21 protein-coding genes are annotated in these 21,558 nt (G+C 41.0%); 17 read left to right on the top strand and 4 right to left on the bottom strand.

The features are described 5' to 3' along the window. Positions 1 to 38: 38 nt before the first annotated feature. From AF331_RS18825 to AF331_RS18815, 3 genes are all read left to right on the top strand, one after another. The gene (locus AF331_RS18825) at positions 39 to 1,583 is read left to right on the top strand and encodes a glycosyltransferase family 2 protein (RefSeq protein WP_053429560.1); all 1,545 of its coding nucleotides are present in this window, start codon (positions 39 to 41) and stop codon (positions 1,581 to 1,583) included. Between the two features lie 99 nt (positions 1,584 to 1,682). Then, entirely contained in the window at positions 1,683 to 2,210 is a 528-nt protein-coding gene (locus AF331_RS18820) for a DUF6241 domain-containing protein (RefSeq protein ID WP_053429559.1), read from the top strand. 17 nt (positions 2,211 to 2,227) lie between these two features. Beyond that, positions 2,228 to 2,410 carry a hypothetical protein gene (locus AF331_RS18815; protein WP_053429558.1) on the top strand — a complete coding sequence of 61 codons (183 nt, stop codon included), beginning with the start codon at positions 2,228 to 2,230 and terminating at the stop codon, positions 2,408 to 2,410. Positions 2,411 to 2,438: 28 nt separating this feature from the next. Here AF331_RS18815 and AF331_RS18810 read toward each other — a convergent pair whose 3' ends face one another. Together AF331_RS18810 and AF331_RS18805 are read right to left on the bottom strand one after the other, a co-directional pair. Next, complete coding sequence (locus tag AF331_RS18810) at positions 2,439 to 3,143, bottom strand: GntR family transcriptional regulator (protein ID WP_053429557.1); 705 nt, start codon at positions 3,141 to 3,143, stop codon at positions 2,439 to 2,441. A gap of 17 nt (positions 3,144 to 3,160) precedes the next feature. Then, complete coding sequence (locus AF331_RS18805) at positions 3,161 to 4,360, bottom strand: enolase C-terminal domain-like protein (protein ID WP_053429556.1); 1,200 nt, start codon at positions 4,358 to 4,360, stop codon at positions 3,161 to 3,163. A gap of 255 nt (positions 4,361 to 4,615) precedes the next feature. On the opposite strand from AF331_RS18805, the gene AF331_RS18800 reads away from it, so the two are divergent. Further along, a complete protein-coding gene (locus tag AF331_RS18800) occupies positions 4,616 to 5,971 on the top strand; it encodes a PTS transporter subunit EIIC (protein WP_053429555.1) in 1,356 nt (451 codons plus the stop codon). Between the two features lie 37 nt (positions 5,972 to 6,008). On the opposite strand, the gene AF331_RS18795 is transcribed toward AF331_RS18800, so the two are convergent. Together AF331_RS18795 and AF331_RS18790 are read right to left on the bottom strand one after the other, a co-directional pair. Further along, positions 6,009 to 6,977, bottom strand: a complete 969-nt coding sequence (locus AF331_RS18795) for an LCP family glycopolymer transferase (protein WP_053429554.1) — start codon at positions 6,975 to 6,977, stop codon at positions 6,009 to 6,011. 161 nt (positions 6,978 to 7,138) lie between these two features. Then, positions 7,139 to 7,924 carry an SGNH/GDSL hydrolase family protein gene (locus AF331_RS18790; protein ID WP_053429553.1) on the bottom strand — a complete coding sequence of 262 codons (786 nt, stop codon included), beginning with the start codon at positions 7,922 to 7,924 and terminating at the stop codon, positions 7,139 to 7,141. A 204-nt stretch (positions 7,925 to 8,128) separates the two neighbouring features. On the opposite strand from AF331_RS18790, the gene AF331_RS18785 reads away from it, so the two are divergent. The 13 genes from AF331_RS18785 to AF331_RS18725 all read left to right on the top strand — a co-directional run bounded on the left by AF331_RS18785 (position 8,129) and on the right by AF331_RS18725 (position 21,532). After that, positions 8,129 to 8,857 (top strand): YveK family protein, encoded by a 729-nt coding sequence (locus AF331_RS18785; protein WP_053429552.1) that lies wholly within the window; start codon positions 8,129 to 8,131, stop codon positions 8,855 to 8,857. 31 nt (positions 8,858 to 8,888) lie between these two features. Next, positions 8,889 to 9,557, top strand: coding sequence for a CpsD/CapB family tyrosine-protein kinase (locus tag AF331_RS18780; RefSeq protein ID WP_053429919.1), 669 nt, complete (start codon positions 8,889 to 8,891; stop codon positions 9,555 to 9,557). A gap of 93 nt (positions 9,558 to 9,650) precedes the next feature. Continuing rightward, on the top strand, positions 9,651 to 10,418 hold the full coding sequence (locus AF331_RS18775; RefSeq protein ID WP_053429551.1) for a tyrosine-protein phosphatase: 768 nt from the start codon (positions 9,651 to 9,653) through the stop codon (positions 10,416 to 10,418). A 377-nt stretch (positions 10,419 to 10,795) separates the two neighbouring features. Beyond that, positions 10,796 to 12,616 (top strand): polysaccharide biosynthesis protein, encoded by a 1,821-nt coding sequence (locus AF331_RS18770; protein WP_053429550.1) that lies wholly within the window; start codon positions 10,796 to 10,798, stop codon positions 12,614 to 12,616. Between the two features lie 15 nt (positions 12,617 to 12,631). Then, on the top strand, positions 12,632 to 13,519 hold the full coding sequence (galU, locus tag AF331_RS18765) for a UTP--glucose-1-phosphate uridylyltransferase GalU (RefSeq protein ID WP_053429549.1): 888 nt from the start codon (positions 12,632 to 12,634) through the stop codon (positions 13,517 to 13,519). A gap of 201 nt (positions 13,520 to 13,720) precedes the next feature. Beyond that, the gene (locus AF331_RS18760; RefSeq protein ID WP_053429548.1) at positions 13,721 to 14,350 is read left to right on the top strand and encodes a sugar transferase; all 630 of its coding nucleotides are present in this window, start codon (positions 13,721 to 13,723) and stop codon (positions 14,348 to 14,350) included. Then, positions 14,347 to 15,225, top strand: a complete 879-nt coding sequence (locus AF331_RS18755) for an NAD-dependent epimerase/dehydratase family protein (RefSeq protein ID WP_053429547.1) — start codon at positions 14,347 to 14,349, stop codon at positions 15,223 to 15,225. Before AF331_RS18760 ends, AF331_RS18755 begins: the two co-directional genes overlap by 4 nt. Next, complete coding sequence (locus AF331_RS18750; RefSeq protein WP_053429546.1) at positions 15,222 to 16,343, top strand: glycosyltransferase; 1,122 nt, start codon at positions 15,222 to 15,224, stop codon at positions 16,341 to 16,343. Before AF331_RS18755 ends, AF331_RS18750 begins: the two co-directional genes overlap by 4 nt. A gap of 51 nt (positions 16,344 to 16,394) precedes the next feature. Continuing rightward, positions 16,395 to 17,288 (top strand): glycosyltransferase, encoded by an 894-nt coding sequence (locus tag AF331_RS18745; RefSeq protein ID WP_053429545.1) that lies wholly within the window; start codon positions 16,395 to 16,397, stop codon positions 17,286 to 17,288. A gap of 15 nt (positions 17,289 to 17,303) precedes the next feature. Continuing rightward, positions 17,304 to 18,296, top strand: coding sequence for a glycosyltransferase (locus tag AF331_RS18740; protein WP_053429544.1), 993 nt, complete (start codon positions 17,304 to 17,306; stop codon positions 18,294 to 18,296). A gap of 21 nt (positions 18,297 to 18,317) precedes the next feature. Further along, entirely contained in the window at positions 18,318 to 19,406 is a 1,089-nt protein-coding gene (locus tag AF331_RS18735; RefSeq protein ID WP_053429543.1) for an EpsG family protein, read from the top strand. 62 nt (positions 19,407 to 19,468) lie between these two features. Beyond that, a complete protein-coding gene (locus AF331_RS18730; RefSeq protein WP_053429542.1) occupies positions 19,469 to 20,194 on the top strand; it encodes a glycosyltransferase domain-containing protein in 726 nt (241 codons plus the stop codon). A gap of 36 nt (positions 20,195 to 20,230) precedes the next feature. After that, positions 20,231 to 21,532 carry a lipopolysaccharide biosynthesis protein gene (locus tag AF331_RS18725; protein WP_053429541.1) on the top strand — a complete coding sequence of 434 codons (1,302 nt, stop codon included), beginning with the start codon at positions 20,231 to 20,233 and terminating at the stop codon, positions 21,530 to 21,532. The last annotated feature ends 26 nt before the right edge of the window (positions 21,533 to 21,558 follow it).

Genomic DNA, 21,558 nt, shown 5'->3' with positions numbered 1-21,558 from the left:
TCATGGTGCACCATAATCCATTCAGTAGGAGAATGATCATGATTCTTAAAAACATTCTACCCTTTACAACCAGGAATGAAGATCCGACCTTTGATCGCATCCCTTATACCATATACAACCAGGCTGCATTGCGTAAGCATGCCAAAGTGACCGTCATCGTCCCGGTCTACAATGCGGAGAAATACGTGAAGAAGACAATCGATTCGGTCATCGTCCAGACGATCGGGTTCTCCCATATCACCTTGATCCTCGTCGACGATGGATCGACAGACAAGTCGCGCCATATCCTGAGGAAGTACACGAAGCTGTATCCCAATATCGTCGTCGTGCTGTTGGATGAAAATACGGGTACCCCTGCCTATCCCCGTAATCTGGGTATGCATCTATCGAACTCAACCTATGTCACCTTCCTGGATGGAGATGACTGGTTGGATCACGACGGAATCCGTCAGCTGCACAGCGTGATGGAAGAGGCAGGCACCGACTATGCTGTCGGGAAGACGATCCAGGTGGACGGGAAGAAGGAGAAGCTCATCGGGAGATATGAGTCCTGCAAGGTCAGGAAGAACGTGTCACCCTATGAGATCCCCCATATCTTCTACCACCTCGGACCGACGGCCAGGATGATGCGCACCTCCTTCATCAGGAAGCATCAGTTCCGGTTCCCTGAGATGAAATATGCCGAGGATAAGCGGTTCTTCATCGATATCCTCACGCACGTAGGGGAGATCTCCACCACGACGGCCCCTGTCTACTACATCAATCGATATGCAGAGAACCAATCACTGACCAAACAGACCGATATTATCGAAAAGATGGACACCAATATCACCGTCCTGAAGTATGTCTTGGATAAAGGACTGCCTCCGGAACAAGAGAAGATGATCGTCAACCGCCTGGTGGAGTTTGACAGCATCACCCGCTTATTCAACAGGAAGCACTTCGTGAAAAGTGAGGATCAGCAGGCTTACTTTGCCAAATTTCAAGAGGTCCTTTCGATCTTCTCCAGCTACAATCGTCCGTATACACTGGAGGAAACAATCAAAAAGCCACTGAACAAAGAATACTTCTCCCTGCTTGTGAACAGGGAATATGACCGGGTAGTTGCGTTGGCCGAATGGGCTACCACCAACGGGGACAGCAGCCAGGAGAAGAGAGATGGAATGCCATACAACGTCGCCAGGCTATCGGATGGCACAACGATTCCGATTGAAGTCCCCGTCCAGGCGGAGGTAGTCGAAGAAAGGAAAAGTGGGAAGGATGTCATCATGGAAGTCGAACTGACCGGCCACCGCATTCCTGACATCCAAGCCGTCGAACTCCAAAACCGGGAGTTCATCGAAGACCTCTTCATCGTGGCAGAAGCAGTGGAACAGACGGGACATCTCGTCACGCTCACATTCACGAAACAAACCTTTGCGTTCCTCGAGAAGGGGAAATACATCCTATCCTTGCGCTACGATGACTACGAATCGGTCATGGTAGCAAAAGAATCAGAGAGGAAATATGAACTGGAGGGGAAGGGGTTGACCCCGGTCCTCTATCAAACGAATAAAGGGAACCTTTCCTTGAAGGTCATGTAAGATAAGGGCTCTAGATGAGCTCTTTTTTTATTGCAGGAAGGAGGAGGGAGCACCTCCATTATAGAAATATCTACCATGAGAGAAAAAAGGGGGACGTTTATGAGCAAGAAGTGGATAGGAATCATTCTGGGGACGGTCCTTTTTGTGACGATCGCAGGTGTGTATATGACCCTTGGAAATCTCGAGCCTGACCGTAAGACGGCTCAAGAAGATCGGAACGGGGATCCGGCGGCTGCGGTCAAACCGAATAAAGTATCTGCAGCCGAGGTGGACGGCAATCCATTTGAAGAAGACGTCAAGACCCCGATATCGGAGAAGCTGATGCGCCAATACATCCACGCCATGACCCATCAGAAGGTGAGGGCTGGGGAGAAATGGTCCTTCTTCGAAATCACCGATGAGCGGATCGCCTTCCTTCTGCAGCAGCTTGATGAGAAAACATACAAGAACGATGAAGAGTACCGGGAAATCCTCACCCGATGGCAAAAAGGGGACTTCTCACAAGCCGTAAGCGACCACAACACCGTTTGGCGTCTCATGGGCGGCAACATCGGGAAGGCAAAGGGACTTCTATCCGCCAAACAGGAAAAGGATTATCTTGAAAAGCAGACAAGGGAAACCAGATAAAGAGAAGGAGGACAAGTATGGAACGGTTCGAATTCAACCTATCCAATCGGAAGGTGAGGATGTGGCTGTTCGTAGTCATCCCGATTCTCATCGTCAGCATGGTCCTGTACTGGGTGTTGCCGAACGAATACGCCTTCGTCCCGGCTATCATCCAGGGCGGGACCGTACTGGTCTACGTTTTAAGCATCCTGAGAACATAAAAGAAGCGAGCCCCTGGGGCTCGCTTCTTCAGTTCTTCCGGAACTGATGCTTGTTCGTATTGAACGGCGTGAAGTAGGAGACCGAATAATCGAGGTTGATCAGTTCGCTGTATTCGAACACCTGACCGTCCTTCAGGATCCCGCGGTTCACGATCTTCATGGCGGCGAGCCCTTTCTTGCAGTTCAGGAGATCCGCATCTTCCTTCGAGACATTCACGGCGCTGTAGCTCGTGATAAAATGAGAGATATCATATCCGCATTTCTGCACATACTCATGAACCGACTGGGCAATCACGCCTTCATCGAGATCGGGGAAGAGCTCCACGGGCACAAGGGACGTTTCGATTTGCACCTTCTGGTAGTCGACGAGACGCACGCGCTTGAAGGACCAGACATCACTCTGGCTGTCGAAGATCCGCTGGGATGAAGCTGACGCTTTTTCCCGTTTCAAGTAGACGACCTTGGATTCGATGTCCTTGAACTTCTTCTCCTGAAGGGAGTTGGAGATCAATGGGCTCTGGGTGATCGTATCGGTGACGAAGATCCCAGATCCCTGAACAACGTGGATACTCCCGATGTTGAGGAGCTTCTTCAGCGCCTCACGGATGGTATAGCGCGACACCCCATACTGATCGGCAAGCTCACGTTCCGTCGGGAGCTTGCCGCCAGGCGGGTACTTATTCTGATAGATCTTGCTCAGCAGGTCATCGGCGATGAATTCCCGCTTCTTCATCTCATCCTCTCCTTCCGTTAAGGAGTATGGATCGTCCCGTTCGGCAGGCGGGACTGGGTCCATTCGTGCTTCCTGTACACGCAAGGATACCCCTTCGCCATGTCTTCGTCAAAGCCGACTCCGATTCCTGCCCGTTCGATCGGGTAAATATAGCCTTCCTTCACCTCGATGGTACCCGGGAACATCTCGCGGATTACATCCTCCGGCTCCTGCACCTCCTGGATGGCCGCATTATGAAGGAACATATTGAGGTGGGTGTTCACGGCAACACCAATCGGGGTCATGTCCGACGGACCGTGCCAAGCGATCTGTACGCCGAATGTCGCGCAAAGGGCCCCGAGCTTCAAGGCCGGCGTGATGCCACCGATCTGGGACACATGACAGCGGATGTAGTCGATGCGGCGGTTCACGATGAGATCCTTCCATTCCATCGGATTGTTGAAGAGCTCACCCGTTGCAATCGGTGTCGTCGTCTGGCTCCGCAGCTGACCGAGCCACTCATTCTGATCCGGAGGGAGGACGTCCTCAAGGAAATACGGTTGATACGGCTCAAGCTCCTTCGCCAGGCGGATCGCCTGATTCGGAGAGAGGCGTTCGTGGACGTCATGAAGGAAGTGGAGTTCATATCCGTACTTCTCACGGAGCGCTTTGAACATCCTTACCACATCGCGCATGTAGATATCGGGATCATAGTATTCCCCGTCCATGAGCTGATCCGGCAGATGCATGGCGTGATTCTTCCCTCCGTACTTCCCGAGCTGGCAGCGGATATGGCGGAATCCACGTTCCACCAGGGCATCGACACCTTCAAATAGTTCATCCAGCGTCAAACCGTCGGCGTGGGCATACGCGGCAATGGCACTCTTCGATTTTCCGCCGAACAATTGATAGAGTGGCATATCGGCAAGCTTCGCCTTGATATCCCAAAGGGCCATGTCGACTCCTGCGATGGCATTATTGATGATCGGGCCGTTCCGCCAGTAGGAGTTCACCATCATCATCTGCCAGAGATCCTCGATATCATGGGCGTTCCGGCCGATGAGGATCGGCTTCAAGTATTCTTCCACCACCATCTGGACGGGGAGGGGACGCTGCTGGAACGTCGCGCAGCCGTACCCGGTGATGCCGCTGCTCGTCTCCACCTTCACGACAACAAAGTTATGACGGTGGGGGTTCGTGACGACAGCTTCTATATGTGTAATAAGATTCGGTTCCATGTGGACACACCTTCCATTTCGTTTGCGATGACTCAAGTAAAACACAGGAAAATCACCGCGGTCAATTTGGTCATGTTTTCACAAGGGATAGGTGGTATTTACCGTACCAATTTTGATGATAACAACGAAAAAACCTTATGTATCAAGGGTTTTGGTGTTATGATTGGTATTTTATAAAACGTTTTCAATTTTGGATCCCTGTGCTACGATATGGCTAATCAACGACACCATCACAGACAGAAAGAAGGGTTTCACATGGGAGATCAACAATTGGTCAAACAGATCATCACCGCTGTCGGCGGAGAAGATAATATTAAGAAGGTGTGGCACTGCATGACCCGGCTGCGCTTCGACCTGCACGACTTTGACGCCATCGACCGTTCCAAAGTAAAAGAGCTCGACGGCATCATGGGGGATCAGCTCACAAACGATCAATACCAGATCGTGGTCGGCACCCACGTCCAGAAGGTCCACGAAGCCTTGACCGCAGAGCTCGGGACAAAAGACGTGAAAAGCGCGGCACCGGGGAAAAAGAAAGGGTTCTTCGGAGCACTCCTCGACATCGTATCCGGCGTTTTCGGACCGATCGTACCGGCCATCGCCGGAGCGGGGATGATCAAGGGGATCCTCGCCGGGCTCATCGCCCTCGAAGTCCTCAATAAAGAAAGCGATGCCGTCATCATCCTGGATCTCGTCGCCAGCGCCGTTTTCTACTTCCTGCCGTTCTTCCTGGCAGCATCGGCCGCGAATATCTTCAAGACGAATCAGTACCTGGCCCTTGCCGTAGCAGGAGGATTCATGTATCCGTCCTTACTCGATGCAGCCAAGCTCGGAGAAGTCAGCCAGTTCACCTTCATCGGTCTGCCGGTACCGGTCATCAACTATAGTGCCACCGTTATTCCAATCATCCTATCCATCTGGGCCATGAGCTATATCCAAAAGTACGTCGACAAGTTCATGCCGAGCGTCCTCCGTACCGTCTTCACCCCGACGCTCACCCTGTTCATCACCATCCCGTTTGCCCTGATCGCAACCGGGCCGCTGGGTGCCTATGTAGGAAGCCTGCTTGCTGCCTTCATTGAAATGTTATTCGGGCTATCTCCGGTACTAGCCGGAATCGTCGTCGGCGGTATCCGTCCGATCGCCATCGTCTTCGGCATGCACCACGCCATGACGCCGATCGCCCTGCAGAACTTCGCAGACAACGGCTTCGACATGCTCATGCCGATGTTCTTCATGACCAACATGGCCATCGCCGGAGCAACATTCGCCGTCTTCTTCAAGGCGAAAGGAAAGAAAGAGAAATCCATTATCCTATCAGCTGCCATCTCGGCGCTGCTCGGAATCACGGAGCCGGCCCTATTCGGTGTCCTCATCCGCTATAAGAAAGCGTTCCTTGCCTGTACGCTTGCCAGCATGGCAGGTTCTGCATTCTTTGCCATCATGGGCGTCCGCATCTACGGGTACATCCTGTCCAGCATCGTGAGCCTCGTTGCCTACATCGGACCGTACTTCCCGTACGCCATCATTGGGATTCTGCTTGCCCTTGGTGTCGGATTCGCCATTACATTCTTCACGCTTAAGAAAAAGGAAGTTGCTGTAGAAGCATGAGAAAAACCGCTTGGGATTTAATTCCCAAGCGTTTTTTTTAGATTTGAAGATGTTTTTTAAGTGTAGATTGAATTTCGCCAAGCTCAGCATCTGGAATGATGTAGTAATAGACGCCATCAATTTTACTACCTTGTCCAGTTTTAATATCGATTTGCTCAATTTTACCGGCAGCATCTTTATAATTCTTTTGAATATCCACCATTTCTTTAAACGATAGATTGGTTTTTACGTTCTTTCCAAGAGCGTCGAAAATATCATCAAAGTTCCAGAGGCTTGATAGACTGGCTCCTTCGCGGATAACTCCCTGGATGATATCTCTTTGTCGTAGCTGACGCCCAAAGTCCCCTCTAGGATCTTCATATCTCATACGTGAAAAGGCGAGAGCTTTTTTTCCGTCCAACTCTACTTGGCCTTTAGCGAAATGAATTCCCTCATAAGTAAAGTCTAAGTCATTATTTACGGTCACACCGCCTACTGCATTTACAATATCCTTAAAGCCATCCATATTGATCGTTGCATAGTAATCAATAGGGATATCGAGCATGTTTTCAACGGTATTCATGGCCCATTCAGCACCTTCAGATGGTCCGCCTTTAGCGGATCCGAAAGCATAGGCATGATTAATTTTATCAACAGTTCCTTTGTCCACGATTTCTGTACGGGTATCACGAGGTATACTCAACATTTTTACTGATTTTTCGTTCGGATTTACTGTCAGGACAATCATGGAATCAGAGCGTCCCACATCACCTTTCCGTTCGAAGGAACCGTCTGTTCCAAGCAGGAGTACTGAAAATGGATCCTTTTCCTTAAATGTCACTTTCTCAGCTCGCTTCTCGGATTTCTCTCTCTTAACAGGATCATGCATGGCACCGACCGCATCATTCAGTGAATGCCATACGGTGTAGGTATACACGCCCCCTCCGAGAACGAGGAGAAGCAAAACGATTCCAACGACCTTGGGCCATTTTCTCTTCTTCTTACCACTATGTTTATCTGATCTCATATACGTTTCCCTACCTTTTCCTTAACCTAGTTAATAACATATCAGATTTTGTCAGATATGGATAGAAAATATTTATCATTTCAGAAGTAGTGAAAGTGCCTTGAATGAAAACGCTTACTAATTTCTTCTATTATATAGTCAAAAAAAGACCAGCCAAATGGCTAGTCTTCAATGAAGTACTCTTCCAGATAGTCCTTCCACACGGTATAGCCCTTGGCATTTGGGGTATCTTGATCATCAATCAAATAGTCTGCCAGGCTATCATCATCCGGCCATGCGCTCCAATGATCAAGGTACCTAAATCCTTCTTCCTCAGCAAACGTCTTGAGTTCGTCCACATCCAATGGATAATACGTAGCCTCTATAGGATGGGGCGGTTGAAGGATCAGAGTGGCTTCTTCATTAGCTTCGTGGAGCTTCCGATCGAATATGAGGATGCTGTCATGATTCTGAACCGGTCCGACGCCGTTTGAGTTATCGACTAACGTAAACGGCTCCCATAGGACAAGATCCGGAGCTCCCTCCAATGCATCTTCCACGTCGGAACTGTTCACGAATTCAACTGAAGTAGTGTCCCATTCATCGATCTTTACTTCAATGGAATCACCGTAGGCTGAAAGCAGGGCTTCTTTTAATTGAGGAGCCCATCCGCCTTCGCTGGCTCCGAGAGCAAGTGACCCGATAATGGTGATCTTAAAGGCCTCATCGTCTTCGACCCGCTTCTTATATAACTCTCTTGCTTCCTTCGGCCAGTTGGCCGTCAGGTCTTTTTCTTCTTTTTTCTCTTCTTTTTCTTCTGTGTCTTTCGGTGCCACTGCCGACACAGGTTTCGATTCGACTTTAGGGTCTTCTGTCGTTTGTCCCGTACGATTCTGCCAATAAAGATTCCCCATGATCAGCACGGCGCCACAGGCCAGCGCAAGGACCACCAATAAAAAATGTTTCATCCTAAATACCCCCTATAAATGTCCCGCCAAGAAATATGTACTAAAATTGAAAATAACCTTTTCAAATAGAAAAATCTGTAGTTTAATAGATAGTAATGGCAACAATATTACAATTTATTTAAAATTATGACAAGATTTTCACTGAAATACAACTAAATCTGAAAGAATCTTACATATTTTTTCAAGAGTTACAGGAGGCACTTCATGGAAGAAACCATCAGTTTACGCGAATTAATGCAAACCCTCAGGAAGAGAATGAGCCTGATCATCCTCATTACCCTTACAGCCATCTTAGTCAGTGGAGGGGTAAGTTTTTTTCTTTTAACCCCGGTTTATCAATCTTCGACTCAGCTGCTCGTCAATCAGTCTAAATCCGATCAATCCGCCTACAACAATCCCGGACAAATCCAAACCAACCTACAGCTCATCAATACCTATAAGGAGATCATTACGAGCCCTGTCATACTGGACAAAGTCTCAAAGGATCTTGATATGAAGACAGGCGACATCCAATCAAAGATGACCGTGTCGAATCAAAATGATTCTCAGGTAGTCAGCTTGGCCGTTCAGGATACCGACCCGGCAAAAGCAGCAGAAATCGCCAATAAGACCGCCGAAGTCTTCCAAAAAGACATTCCTGACATCATGAATGTGGATAACGTCACAATCTTGACGAAAGCGGAAGTGGGCGAAAAGCAGTCTCCAGTGAAGCCAAAGCCACTACTGAATATTGCCATCGCCATGGTTGTCGGTCTCATGATCGGTGTCGGGATTTCGTTCCTGCTTGAATTCCTGGATAACACCATCAAGACGGAACAGGATGTCGAGAAGGTACTCGGAGTACCAGTCCTCGGTTCCATTGCCAAAATCGGTGAAACCAAAGCAGAGAAGAGATCAAGAACCATCGAAGAAAGAGGTGAGCGCATTGGGTAATAAAAAGAGCAAAAAGCTAAAGCAGCTCATGATGTCCACAAGGCGTAAGCTTGTCACCCATGACAATCCGCAATCCCCTATATCAGAACAGTATAAAACCATCCGGACGAGCATCAACTTCTCCTCCATCGATCAACAAATCCGCTCCATCATGGTCACATCGTCTGGACCGGGAGAAGGGAAGTCCACCACAGCTGCCAATCTTGCGGTGGTATTTGCCCAAGAAGGCAAAAATGTGCTGCTTGTCGACGGGGACATGAGGAAACCCACGTCTCATTACACCTTCAATGTAAATAATACGTTCGGTCTTACCTCTGCGCTTTCACGTCAGAAAACACTCCGTGAAGTGGTTCATCAGACAGATATCAAGAACCTTGATCTTCTGACATGTGGACCTGTTCCTCCTAACCCAGCAGAGCTATTAAGCTCGAGATCAATGGAAGAACTGTTAAACGACATTTATCAAGATTATGACCTAGTGGTTTTCGACACGCCTCCTCTCTTAGCAGTTACGGATGCACAGGTGCTGGCAAATAAGTGTGATGGTACAGTTTTAGTTCTAAGCTCAGGTACAACGGAGATAGACAGCGCCAAGAAGGCTAAAGAACTTCTTGATACAACAAATGGAAGACTACTAGGCGTTATCTTGAACAACCGTGAAATCAAAGATACAAGCTATTATTATTACGGTAAGAAATAACTAATTTTCGACAAATTTCACCTATTTACATTTTCTGTACATGTAGTAAAATGGTACGAGGTTTGATAATACCCTTAGGGGGAGGGGTCTTACGTGATTGATATCCATAGTCATATCCTACCAGGGATCGATGATGGGGCGCAGAGCTATACGGATAGCATCGTCCTAGCCAAAAAGGCGGTATCGGAAGGGATCCATACGATCCTTGCGACACCGCATCATCGAAACGGCAAGTATCAGAATGTACGCACCGACATCTTGCATCGGGTAGATGAATTGAATAAGACGTTCAAAGATGAGCGGATCGCCCTTAAGGTGCTTCCAGGGCAGGAGACCAGGATCTATGGGGAAATGGTGGAGGATTACCGGAAAGGTGAGCTGTTGACACTTAACCAAGTATCCCACTATCTCTTTGTGGAATTCCCTTCAAACTCAGTCCCGGGGTATGCGGAGAGATTGTTCTATGATCTGCAGAATGAAGGACTGACTCCAGTGATCGTACATCCTGAGCGCAATGCCGAACTCATGGAAAGACCGGACAAGCTGTATACGCTCGTGAAGAATGGGGCCATCACGCAGGTGACAGCAGCTTCTCTCACGGGATACTTCGGGAAGAACATCCAGAAGTTCTCTAAACAGATGATTGAAGCGAACCTGACTCACTTCGTCGCGTCCGATGCCCATAACGTCAAGAACCGCACCTTCAAAATGGCAGAAGCCATGGATACCATCGAGAAACAATACGGCATCGACATGATCTACTACTTTACAGAGAATGCCGAACTTCTCATTGATGGTAAGAACATATACAAAGAGATTCCCGAACGGATCAAAAAGAAAAAATTCCTCGGAATCTTCTAACTCATACAAATATTTATTAAGGTCCTAAGGTACTATTGTCGTTGGAAGTGAAGCTGAATCAGAAGGATCAGACAACAGTAGAATTTTGGGAATGCCTCCTATCCATTATAATCGGAGGCACTCGATCACCTTGTGGGCGGGAGGAGACTCCGCGCCTTAGACGCTTGTCGTCGATGGGGTGATGTGAGGACAGGTTAGATGCCTGATTATTATTTTATGATAATTACGGAAAAAAGTAAATCTTTAGAAGTGGGTCCAAATGTTCATTTGTTGTTAAATATTGTTCATATCTGGATGCCTAAGGTAAGGATATAGCCGAGACTATATGTTTTCCTTAGGTATTTCATTTGTCGTCAATCTACTAAGGGGGAGTCCAATTGAGCTATACAAAGCGAATTTCGCTCTTGATGGTGCTAGATTCCATCATCGTCCTCACCGCTATATATGCAGGTTATTTCATTCTTAATCCAACGCTTAAGGTCTTCACCATCCCAACCCTGATCTTCAGCTCGATTTGTTTGCTGATCAGTCATCACCTTTTCGCTTTCATCTATCGCTTATATCAAAAGGCATGGGAATATGCGAGCGTTGGGGAGATGGTTGCCATCATACGGGCCATCACCCTGTCCATTGTCACCACCGCGTGTATGCAAATTTTAATCAACCACGATGTCTATGTCAGGGTCATGGCCGTGACGTGGATGCTGCACATCCTTCTTATCGGTGGCTCCCGATTCTCATGGAGGATGTACCGGGACCACTACATTAAACCGAAACACGAGATAAAGCGTGCCCTTATCATAGGTGCAGGATCAGCTGGGTCCATGCTTGTGAGACAACTGGTCAAGAATTATGACACAGAGCTATTGCCTGTTGGATTCGTTGATGATGACCCGAAAAAGTACAAACTTCAGATTTACGGTGTCCAAGTGTTTGGTCAAACGAAAGATATTCCTGAGCTTGTAGAGAAGCTGCAGGTTGATAACATCATCATCGCTATCCCATCCATGAGCAAGCAAGATATCCAAACAATTTATCAAGAGTGTAGTAAAACGTCAGCGAAGACGCAGATCATGCCAATGATTGAGGATATCGTCTCTGGTAAGGTCTCGGTCAATCAATTCCGCGACGTACAAGTCGAGGATCTTCTCGGTAGGGACCCCGTTGAACTTGATACCCAAAGCATTTCGGAGAAGCTCACAGGAAAAACGATTCTCGTCACCGGTGCCGGTGGTTCCATCGGTTCGGAAATTTGTCGCCAAGTAAGCAAGTTTAAACCCCAAAAACTGTTATTATTAGGACATGGGGAAAACTCCATCTATGGAATCGATATGGAGCTCAGAAGTAAGTACAAAACCGATATCGAGATCGTTCCAATTATTGCAGATATCCAGGACCGTAATCGCATCTTTGAAGTGATGGAAATGCACACGCCCGATGTCATCTATCACGCAGCAGCCCATAAGCATGTTCCCCTTATGGAGTATAATCCAAAGGAAGCCGTCAAGAACAATGTTATCGGCACGAAGAATGTCGCCGAAGCGGCCGATACATTCGGAGTTAAGATCTTTGTCCTTGTTTCCTCGGATAAAGCCGTTAATCCAACAAACGTCATGGGCTCTACAAAGCGTATTGCCGAGATGATCATCCAGAATCTGAACAAACATAGTGATACAAGCTTCGTCGCCGTTCGTTTCGGTAATGTCCTAGGCAGTAGAGGGAGTGTCATTCCTCTATTCAAACGGCAGATTCAGGCCGGTGGCCCCGTAACCGTCACCCACCCGGATATGACACGCTACTTCATGACGATTCCTGAAGCATCAAGGTTGGTTCTTCAAGCCGGGGCGTTGGCTCGTGGAGGAGAAATCTTCGTCCTTGATATGGGAGAACCTGTTAAGATTGTAGATCTTGCCAAGAATCTGATCCGGCTATCTGGCTATTCGATGGATGAGATTGGTATCAGCTATGCAGGTATACGTCCTGGTGAGAAGATGTACGAAGAGCTGCTAGGAGAGAACGAAGTCCATAGTAAGGAAATCTTCCCTAAGATATTCATAGGCAGAACCGTGGAATTTGATTTTGAACGCGTGAGCAACTTAATTGAAAATCACCATGGGTTCGACAAAGAATACATTGCCAATTATGTATTGGATCTTGCCAATAAAAATGAAGGCATTCTCATGAAGAGTGCCAATTAAAAAGGAGTGTCAGCTATGCAAAAAGTAAGAAAAGCCATCATCCCAGCAGCAGGTCTGGGTACCCGCTTCCTGCCAGCTACCAAAGCACAGCCGAAGGAAATGCTTCCAATCGTCGATAAACCGACTATTCAATATATCATCGAAGAAGCTGTAGCTTCTGGGATTGAAGACATAATCATTGTTACTGGCCGTGGAAAACGTGCCATTGAAGATCATTTCGATAAATCATATGAACTGGAAGAAACGCTTGCGAAGAAAGGGAAATACGATCAGCTTGAGGAAGTACAAGAGATCTCTAAACTTGCTAATATTCACTATATACGTCAAAAAGAACCATTGGGACTAGGACACGCCATCTCATGTGCCAGCAGCTTTATCGGAAATGAACCTTTTGCGGTACTACTAGGCGATGATATCGTGCACTCTCCAGAATATCCTTGTCTGAAGCAACTTATCGATGTGTATGAGCATTACAATTCTTCCGTTATTGGGGTCAAGGAAGTACCAGAGCAAGATGTATCCAAATACGGTGTTATCTCCTATAATAAAAATTGTTTTGCGGATGGTGTATTCCAACTCAATGATCTTGTAGAGAAACCTAAGGTCGAAGATGCGCCATCCAATTATGCCATCATGGGTCGCTATCTCCTTCGTCCAGAAATCTTTGGAATTCTTGAAAACCTTCCTCCTGGCGCAGGTGGTGAAATTCAACTAACTGATGCTATTAAGAAGTTAAATGAAATGCAGAGGGTCGTAGGATATGAGTTTAAAGGAGAGCGCCATGATGTTGGCGACAAATTTGGATTTATCAAGGCTACATTAGATTTTGCATTAGAGCGTGAAAGTTTAAGGTCTCAGGTTCTTGAATATATGGAGTTGCTTACAAAAAAAGTAACAGAGTAATTGTATGTTTTATTTTTAAATTAGCAGAGTACCTATCATGCTTAATGCGGATAGGTATTATCTGTATTTAAGATTGAATATCACTTGCTTTCAAATAAAAGTATTAATTCTTACTTTTGGTTTAGTAGATTATTAATTGATTTGAATTGAAGCGTCTAATTAAGTCCTAATATACTTTAGGAATTAAAGGAGTGTAGTTGGATGTATAGGAAGATCAAAAGAATAATAGATATTCTTTTCTCTTTAATAGGACTAATTATCTTATTCCCGATTTTTGTAATTCTTATAATTGCTATCAAGATTGATTCAAAGGGGCCCGTTTTGTTTAAGCAAAAACGGATGGGGATTAATAAGACTTATTTTAATATCCTTAAATTCCGTACCATGAAAATAGATGCTCCTAAAGACATTCCAACTCATTTGTTGAATGACCCGGAACAGTATATAACAAAAATGGGTAAAATCCTAAGAAAAACTTCACTTGATGAACTTCCCCAAATTTTAAATATTTTCATAGGTGATATGAGTATTATTGGTCCAAGACCAGCACTATGGAATCAATATAATTTAATATCTGAACGGGACAAGTACGGTGCAAATAATATTTTACCGGGTTTAACGGGGTGGGCACAAATAAATGGAAGAGATGAGCTTCCTATAGAATTAAAAGCCAAATTAGATGGTGAATATGTATCGAATATTAGTCTTAGAATGGATGTGAGGTGCTTTTTAGGCACTTTAATTAGTGTAGTAAAGAGTGATGGAGTAGTGGAAGGTGGAACTGGAGTAAAGAATCAGGTTGCAAGTAGTAAGGAGAACATGTCTAAATGAATTCTAAAAAAGTTCTAATTACCGGTAAAACTAGTTATATAGGTAAGAATTTAGCTCATTGGCTGGGGCATTCTCCAGATGAATATTCTGTGGAGTGCATCAGTCTAAAAGATGAGGAATGGAAGGACAAAGATTTTTCGATATATGATGTTATAGTGCATGTTGCAGGAATTGCTCATGTTTCAACTGATCCTAACATGGAAGAACTATATTATAAAGTGAACCGTGATCTAACTCTTGAAACCGCAAAAAAGGCTAAAGCAGAAGGTGTAAAACAGTTTATATTTTTAAGCAGTATTATTGTATATGGTGATGGCAGTATGGACAAAAAAGTGATTGATGGAAACACAATGCCTACTCCAAGTAACTTTTATGGGGATAGTAAATTACAAGGAGAAAAAGGATTAAAATTATTAGACAGTGCAAACTTTAAAGTGGTCATTATAAGACCCCCAATGATTTTCGGCAAATTTTCAAAAGGTAATTATTCAAAACTCGCAAAATTACCTTTTATCCTCCCTTTTTTCCCTGATTACCCAAATTACAGGAGTATGTTACATATAGATAATCTCTGTGAATTTATTAAACTTATGATTGATAACTTTGAAAAAGGAATATTTTTTCCACAGAATAAAGAGTATGTAAGAACAAGTGAAATGGTTCGTATGATTGGATACGTTCACAAAAAAAATATTCACCTTACAAAAATTTTTAATCCTATAATTAGAGTATTGACTTCAAAAGTCTTAGTCTTTAACAAGTTATTTGGAAACTTAATTTATGAAAAATCTTTAAGCGAATATAAAGATAATTACCAAATCAGAGACTTTAAAGAATCAATTGAACTTACTGAGTTGAAGAGGAGAAGAAAATGAGTGTAGTAATAGTAAATTGTTTTGATACTTATGAGGATAGAGTGGATTTAATAAATGAATTTTTTACTCGAAATGGTCATGATGTAACAGTCATACAATCAAATTTTAGGCATTTCAAGAAAGAATTTCGTAAAGAGGAAAAGAAAAATACTGTTTTTGTAAATACAAAACCATATTATAAAAATTTATCAGGGGCGAGACTTTATTCGCATTACAACTTTGCAAAGAATGCTTTTATAAAAGTTGAACAGATTAAACCAGATTTATTGTATGTTTTACTCCCACCCAATTCACTAGCGAAACTAGCTGCAAATTATAAAAAAAACAATATGCCGGTAAAGCTCGTATTTGATTTGATAGATCTATGGCCAGAAACAATGCCAGTGGGGAAAGTGGAAAATGTCCCTCCTTTTACTTTTTGGAAATCATTAAGAAATAGTAACTTAAAATATGCTGATGAAATTATAACAGAATGTGATTTGTACCAGTCAGTTCTAAAAAAGACTTTATCTAAAGTAAGAACTAATACAATATACCTAGCAAAAGAAGACAGTACTGCAGAAAAAGAGCCTAACTTAGATTTTAATCAAATCAATTTGTGCTATCTGGGTTCAATAAATAATATTATTGATATTTCTAAGATCAAGAAATTAGTAAAAGAAATACATAAAATTAAGCAAACTACCCTTCACATCATTGGAGATGGAGAAAATAGAGACACTCTAATCAATGAAATAAAAAGTACAGGCGCTAAAGTAGTGTATCACGGGAAGATTTTTAACACTAATGAAAAGCAAAAAATATTCAATATGTGTCATTTTGGTTTGAATATTATGAAAGAATCAGTCTGTGTGGGGTTGACAATGAAATCAATAGATTATTTTCAGGCCGGATTACCCATAATAAACTCAATTAAAGCAGATACAACTAACTTAGTAAATGAAAATTATATTGGATTTAATTTAAATCACAATAATTTACCTGAAGTGGTGGAAGACATTAGTAAGATGGGAGCTTCAGATTTTTTACTAATGCGTTCTAATACTAGAAAAACTTTCAAAAATTTGTTCTCTATTAGTGCATTTGATAGGCAAATGCAAAAAGTTTTTGGTCATTAAAAGGTTTTATCCATCCGGATTATTAATCCTATAGAAATAAGGAGAAACGGAATGAGCTATTGTTGTGCGGGGATAGTTTTATATAATCCTGAAATGAATCGATTGAGAGAAAATATAGATTCAATAAAGGGTCAAGTAGATAAAATAATATTGATAGATAATAATTCCACAAATATTAAAGAGATTCTCCATGAGTATGAAGGGGAAGATAATTTCAACATAATAAAAAACAGTGATAATAAAGGGATTGCGACTGCTCTAAATCAAATATGTTATAAAGCTTTAGAATTAGAATATGAGTGGGTTTTGTTGTTAGACCAAGACAGTATCAGTAGCTCAACCATGGTCTATTCTTATGAAAAATATACTCATAATCAATCGACCGCATTAATTTCACCTTATATAGTAGATATAAATAAACTGAAATTAGATGATTACTTATTACTAGATCTTCCTGAAAGTACTATTGTGGAATGGGCTATAACATCAGGTTCGTTAATTAGGCTATCTACTTGGAGGAAAGTTGGTAAATTCTATGAGGATATGTTTATTGATGTAGTGGATCTTGATTATAGTATGCGTTTGAAAATTAATGGCTATAAACAAATTAGAGTTAATTACGAGTACCTACTTCAAGAAGTTGGTCAGGCAGAAAAGACATTTATTTTTAGGCCTCATAAAGATAATTCAGGGAAGTGGACATTGAAACGGTATTATAGAACAAATCATTCATTAATAAGACAATATTATATGACTCGTAATCATATTATATTTGCTAGGAAGTACAGTAACTATAAACCTACTATTAAACATTTATTGTTTACATTTGCAATGATTTTTCCTAAGCCTTTCATAGAAAAAAACAAATTTAAATTAACAATGAACTTGCTTAAAGGCATATGTGACGGATATATATTCAATGTAAAAAAATACAAAAAACTATAGTGTGGTGGTTTTTAAATGATATCTGTAGCCATGACAACCTACAATGGTGAGAAATATATTACAAAACAACTTCAATCAATTTATGAACAACAATTGCAACCTGATGAAGTTATAATTGTTGACGATTGCTCAACCGATAATACAGTAAAAATAGTATCTGAGTTTATAAATAATAGAGAGTTATTTAGTTGGAAACTGATTACCTTTCCAGAAAACAAAGGATTTATTAATTCTTTTAAGAGAGCAATATACGAAACATCAGGAGACATTATTTTTCTTTGTGATCAAGACGATATATGGCTAAAAAACAAAATAAGTTTGATGAGTAAGGTAATGATAGAAAACCCAAAAATCCTATCATTGTCATCAAGTTTTATAAAAATTGATGACAATGATAACGAAATAAAAACAAAAGAAATTCCATTCTCTTCTAATAATAACCTGATTAGGAAAAGAATAAAAAATAATAACTGCATTAAAATTAGCTCCGAAAGAGTAGTGGCATATAATATTTCACCAGGATGTACTAGTGCATTCAGATCTTCAATCAAAGAGGATTTTGAATATGCTGCAAATGAAGAAGTTGATTTAGTTCATGACTGGAAAATAAACTTTATTGCTTCACTGAATGAAGGATTATATTTTCTAAACACACCTACGATATTATACAGGCTGCACCAAAACAATACTTTAGGCTTAACAAGAGATACAAGCCTACAATCAAGGGCCTTATCTTGTATAAAATCAGCAGGGGAACGTGAAATAATGAAGACTATATTAACGTACTTCATAGAAAGTGAAAAAATAGAAAACAATAAAAAGACAAACAACCTACTACAATATTTAGATAGGCTAAAATCTAGTCAAATAGAACGAGAATATGCTTTGAAAAATAGAAATATTCTTAAGCTCATACATTTAGTTTTCAAGTATAATCTATTTAAAAATCGAATAGTTGAAACTATATTAGTAGATATAAGCTCAATATTAAATAAGTCCAGGATCTAAATATATATGGGGGAACTATATATGAGGTACTCACATAGAATTAATTCTTATCAAATTAGGGATACACCATCTTTTGATATAATCTTTGTCTTTATATTTGTGTTTATGTGGATTCTATTTGGTTGGAATACAGGTAATGCAGATTATAACAATTACAACTATATATATAATTTCATTGATGCAAGTGGAGATTATCCTGCTGTAGAAGTTGGATTTAAATGGATAGTGAAAATTTGTATTCTTTTAGGTCTAAATTACAATGGTTTTCTAATCACGTACTCATTTATTGGATTAATGCTAATTACAAGCACAGCAAAAAAATTCACAAATAATACTACACTTGTATTAGTATTGTATTTTGTTTATCCTTTTTTACTCGATGTTGTTCAAATTAGAAACTTCCTATCAATGGCCCTTATGGTATTTGCTACAAGGTATTTAATACAAGATGGATGGAAAGGTGTTCTAAAATATATTCTACTAATATTAATTGCTACTACTTTTCATTATTCTTCTATTTTCTATCTGCTCTTTCTCCTAACTAAAATTAAAAGTTATAAAAAAATAACTATCATTACTTTATTATCTATTTTTTTTGGCTACGCTGCATATAACTTTTTAACCGTTTTTATAATAAGATTTTTAAGTATGGATCGCTACACCACATATTTTTCAGAGAGTACGAGCCTATACGCTAAGATCCTTTTCGTATTTTATTTTGCGTTTAGCCTAATTTTAATGTTTTATGTCTATAAAAGAATCAAAAGGGGAAAGTACCAACAACTATCATCATCTTCAAATAGTGACCAAATACAATACGCAGATATAGTATTTAAAATAAACATATTGATTTTAATTTCTTATATATTCGTAATAAAAGATGTAGATTTTGTTCGTCTATATAGGAATATTTTGCCTTTAAACTTCATTTTATTTGCAATGATTAAACCAAAGTACAAGATAATAAAAAATGTTGAAATGCTGGTACATAGTTGGTTATTTGTGGCTTTCTTGGGCTTCTCAAGTTGGGCTTTTATTTATATTAGAACTTTTGACACAGTAGTTTACCCAATATTCACTAATAACAGTATCTTTGAATTATTTAAGTGATCAGTAATTTGGGACTCCTGAGATAATAATAATTAACAGTATAAGAAAGAGGAAGTGTTTATATGCATAAAAATAATATTGTTGTATACACAGCCATAAGTCAGGGATACGACGATTTAAGCGATCCTTCATATATATCTGAAGGAGTTGATTATATTTGTTTTTCGGATAATCCTAGATTAGAGTCCAATATTTGGAAGATAATCCCTTTTGAGGAAAGTAAATTAGATAATGTAAGAAAATGTAGGGAAGCAAAGATACTCCCACATAAATTCTTGAAACAATACGAATATAGTATTTGGATAGATGGAAACATTAATGTGAATAATGATGTCAATGAATTAATTTTTGATTACTTCAAAAATTCCGGTCATGATTTATTAACATTTAAGCATCCGTTCAGAGACTGTATATACTTAGAGGCAGAAGAGTGTATAAGACAAAAAAAAGATAAAAAGATAACAATAGTAAATCAAATGAATAATTATAAAAATCAGAACTTCCCGAAACATGCTGGACTGGTGGAAAGTAATGTGATTGTGCGCAATCATAATTCTTCTAATGTTATAGAAGTTATGGAAGATTGGTGGAAAGAAATAGAACATCATAGTAGACGAGATCAACTAAGTTTCAACTACGTTGCATGGAAAAGAAATTTCACTTATGGGAAATTAGAAGGAAGCAGTAGAGGGGGGAATAATTATTTTAGCTTAGGAAAACACAAAATGAAGATTAAAGATTTTAATAAACATTTTATTAATAAGTTAAGACATACATTTGGTAAATAATATGAATTTACGTTGACTTGAGAGGAAAAGAAGTACATGAAAGCAAAAGTATTAAAATTAATTAAGATTCCATTTATACGCAACGTAGCAATTATGGCTTCTGGTACAGCTTTAGCCCAAGCAATTACAATGGCATTGTCGCCCCTAATCACAAGGATTTACGGTCCAGAGGCTTTTGGTATACTGGGAGTATTTGTAGCTATAACTGGAATAGTTGCCCCGTTAGCCGCACTAACATATCCCATAGCTATTGTATTACCTAAAAGAGAAGATCATGCTAAAGGTTTAATGAGGCTTTCATTATATATTTCTATTCTAATTGCTAGCTTCGTAGCTATAATTTTAAGTGTTTTTAATGAAAATATTGTGAATTTATTCAATATAGAATCAGTTGCTCCTTATTTGTATTTAATACCAGTTGTAATTTTGTGTGCAGGATTTCTACAAGTAGTCGAACAATGGCTTATTCGTAAAAAACAATTTCGAATATCAGCTAATGCTTCTATAATACAAGCGGTATTGTTACAAGGCGGAAAAGTAGTAGCTGGTTTGTTTTTTCCTGTTGCTTCAATTTTAATAATATTTACTGCTTTTGGAGAAGGGATTAAGGCCCTATTTATGGCCCTTTTTACTTCGAAATTTGAAGTGAATAAAATAAGAGCATCTTCCAATTGTGAGAAAATTAATCTAAATATGATAGCTAAAAAATATGTAGATTTCCCAAAATATAGAGCTCCAGAGGTTTTGTTTAACGCAATATCCCAAAGTCTTCCAGTTTTGATGTTAGCTAGTTTTTTCGGACCATCTTCGGTAGGGTTTTACACAATTGGGAGAAGTGTCCTCAGTATGCCTACGATACTCATTGGGAAATCAGTAGGGGATGTGTTTTACCCCAGAATTTCAGATGCAGAAAAAAGTGGAGAGGATTTACTCCAACTGATTAAGAAAGCAACTTTGATGTTAGGGATAATAGGGATTTTACCATTTGGGATAATAATTTTGTTTGGTCCAGTTTTATTTAGTTTTATCTTCGGACCACATTGGCTCGTAGCAGGGGAATATGCAAGATGGATCGCACTATGGTCCTTCTTTGGTTTTATAAACATACCAAGTGTTAGAGCTTTACCAGTTCTAGGAGCACAATCTTTTCATTTAAAATTTACAATACTAATGCTTTTGACAAGAATAATTGTATTAGCGATAGGTTATTATGCATTTTCAAGCGACCAAATAGCTGTAGCATTGTTTGGTATCTCAGGAGCTGTTCTGAATGTATTTTTAATACTATCTACTCTAAAAATAAGTAAAATTTATCTTACTGCAAATACTGATCAATAAAATCAGCATTGTAATTTTAAACTTAA

Origin of the sequence: Rossellomorea marisflavi (assembly GCF_001274775.1) — a bacterium.
GTDB lineage: Bacteria > Bacillota > Bacilli > Bacillales > Bacillaceae_B > Rossellomorea > Rossellomorea marisflavi.
The sequence above is the reverse complement of the archived record's forward strand: the minus strand, read 5'-3'. Positions and strand labels throughout refer to the sequence as shown.

Coding starts and splice junctions, on each gene's coding strand:
- AF331_RS18790 (WP_053429553.1), bottom strand. CDS start 7,924: ATGAAACATTTTTTATTGGTGGTCCTTGCGCTGGCCTGTGGCGCCGTG.
- AF331_RS18745 (WP_053429545.1), top strand. CDS start 16,395: ATGAGCTATTGTTGTGCGGGGATAGTTTTATATAATCCTGAAATGAAT.
- AF331_RS18795 (WP_053429554.1), bottom strand. CDS start 6,977: ATGAGATCAGATAAACATAGTGGTAAGAAGAAGAGAAAATGGCCCAAG.
- AF331_RS18780 (WP_053429919.1), top strand. CDS start 8,889: ATGTCCACAAGGCGTAAGCTTGTCACCCATGACAATCCGCAATCCCCT.
- AF331_RS18785 (WP_053429552.1), top strand. CDS start 8,129: ATGGAAGAAACCATCAGTTTACGCGAATTAATGCAAACCCTCAGGAAG.
- AF331_RS18730 (WP_053429542.1), top strand. CDS start 19,469: ATGCATAAAAATAATATTGTTGTATACACAGCCATAAGTCAGGGATAC.
- galU (WP_053429549.1), top strand. CDS start 12,632: ATGCAAAAAGTAAGAAAAGCCATCATCCCAGCAGCAGGTCTGGGTACC.
- AF331_RS18740 (WP_053429544.1), top strand. CDS start 17,304: ATGATATCTGTAGCCATGACAACCTACAATGGTGAGAAATATATTACA.
- AF331_RS18820 (WP_053429559.1), top strand. CDS start 1,683: ATGAGCAAGAAGTGGATAGGAATCATTCTGGGGACGGTCCTTTTTGTG.
- AF331_RS18810 (WP_053429557.1), bottom strand. CDS start 3,143: ATGAAGAAGCGGGAATTCATCGCCGATGACCTGCTGAGCAAGATCTAT.
- AF331_RS18735 (WP_053429543.1), top strand. CDS start 18,318: ATGAGGTACTCACATAGAATTAATTCTTATCAAATTAGGGATACACCA.
- AF331_RS18760 (WP_053429548.1), top strand. CDS start 13,721: ATGTATAGGAAGATCAAAAGAATAATAGATATTCTTTTCTCTTTAATA.
- AF331_RS18800 (WP_053429555.1), top strand. CDS start 4,616: ATGGGAGATCAACAATTGGTCAAACAGATCATCACCGCTGTCGGCGGA.
- AF331_RS18805 (WP_053429556.1), bottom strand. CDS start 4,360: ATGGAACCGAATCTTATTACACATATAGAAGCTGTCGTCACGAACCCC.
- AF331_RS18750 (WP_053429546.1), top strand. CDS start 15,222: ATGAGTGTAGTAATAGTAAATTGTTTTGATACTTATGAGGATAGAGTG.
- AF331_RS18815 (WP_053429558.1), top strand. CDS start 2,228: ATGGAACGGTTCGAATTCAACCTATCCAATCGGAAGGTGAGGATGTGG.
- AF331_RS18725 (WP_053429541.1), top strand. CDS start 20,231: ATGAAAGCAAAAGTATTAAAATTAATTAAGATTCCATTTATACGCAAC.
- AF331_RS18825 (WP_053429560.1), top strand. CDS start 39: ATGATTCTTAAAAACATTCTACCCTTTACAACCAGGAATGAAGATCCG.
- AF331_RS18755 (WP_053429547.1), top strand. CDS start 14,347: ATGAATTCTAAAAAAGTTCTAATTACCGGTAAAACTAGTTATATAGGT.